Genomic DNA, 1,044 nt, shown 5'->3' on the forward strand with positions numbered 1-1,044 from the left:
ATCAACGCTGATCTCCATCCCAGAGATCAGCTTCGAATCACACTCCACCGCGTCGAGGGAATCCCCCTCAGGTCAGTTTGTCCACGTGGCCTAGGGTATTCCGCAGCGGCGACTACAATGCGGAGCCACAGCTTTGAAGGCAGACCCGGCGCACCATGGCCTCTACCGGACGCGCGGCGACGCTTGGATTCTGCGCCGCCTGATCCCGGCGGGACTGCGACCTGCTGCCAAGCGCCGGTTCGGCGTGGCGAACGAGTTCCGCGTCAATCTAGGCAGGGATCGTGAAACCGCGCTGCACAGGCTTGAGGCGGATCGCGCCCTACTGGATCGGCGGTTGCAGCAACTGCGAGAGGACAGCACGCTTGGGCCCAGTGCCCAGCCGCCAAGCCAGCAGGCCCAGTCGTCGGAAGACGCAGACCATGACCGGGGCGGCGATCTCCTCGGTTTTTCGATCCGACCCCGACATCCGCACCCGCCGCTCGATCACGCAGCGCTTCTTGCTGCGCTGGATCGCTGGCATCAGCAGCGGCTATACGAGGTCAGTCGCTTTATTCTGGACGGTCAGTACCCGGATCACCGCGACGACTGGCACGCGTTCACAGATGCCGAGCGCGCGCGAAGTGAGTGTATTGTGCAGCTTGAGGCATATCAGCCGCGACTTCATCGCGATCCTGAGGCGCTGGTTCCTGGGTTCGACCGCGCGCTGGTGCAGGCGTTGGAGCAGCAGGGCTTCGCCGTGTCGCTAGGCCACCCGGGGCTGCATCCGTTGCGTGTCGAGTTCCGCCGCGTCTGGCTTGACATCCTGCGTCGCCAGAGCCGCTGGATCGGACAGTTCATCTCTGGAAGGCCCCCTGAGCCAGTGCCGCAGCCGCCTTTCGCATGGTCTGAGAGCGGGGACCCTGCCGCACATTCCACGAAAGCGGCGGCCGTAACCGTGTCGGGCCGCGTTATACCAACTCCCGCGGGGCGTGACTCACGAAGTGGATTCCCCGACGGGGTGGTGATGTGATTCACACTGGTGAGCATCGGAGGCTCACCATGGGT

The 1,044-nt window shown here is 64.4% G+C and carries 1 protein-coding gene; it reads left to right on the forward strand.

What is annotated here, in order from left to right:
• The first annotated feature begins 133 nt into the window (after window positions 1–133).
• Complete coding sequence (locus tag H596_RS24020; RefSeq protein ID WP_156910200.1) at window positions 134–1,009, forward strand: hypothetical protein; 876 nt, start codon at window positions 134–136, stop codon at window positions 1,007–1,009.
• The last annotated feature ends 35 nt before the right edge of the window (window positions 1,010–1,044 follow it).

The sequence above is a fragment of the Rubritepida flocculans DSM 14296 genome (assembly GCF_000425365.1).
GTDB classification, from domain to species: Bacteria; Pseudomonadota; Alphaproteobacteria; order Acetobacterales; family Acetobacteraceae; genus Roseococcus; species Roseococcus flocculans.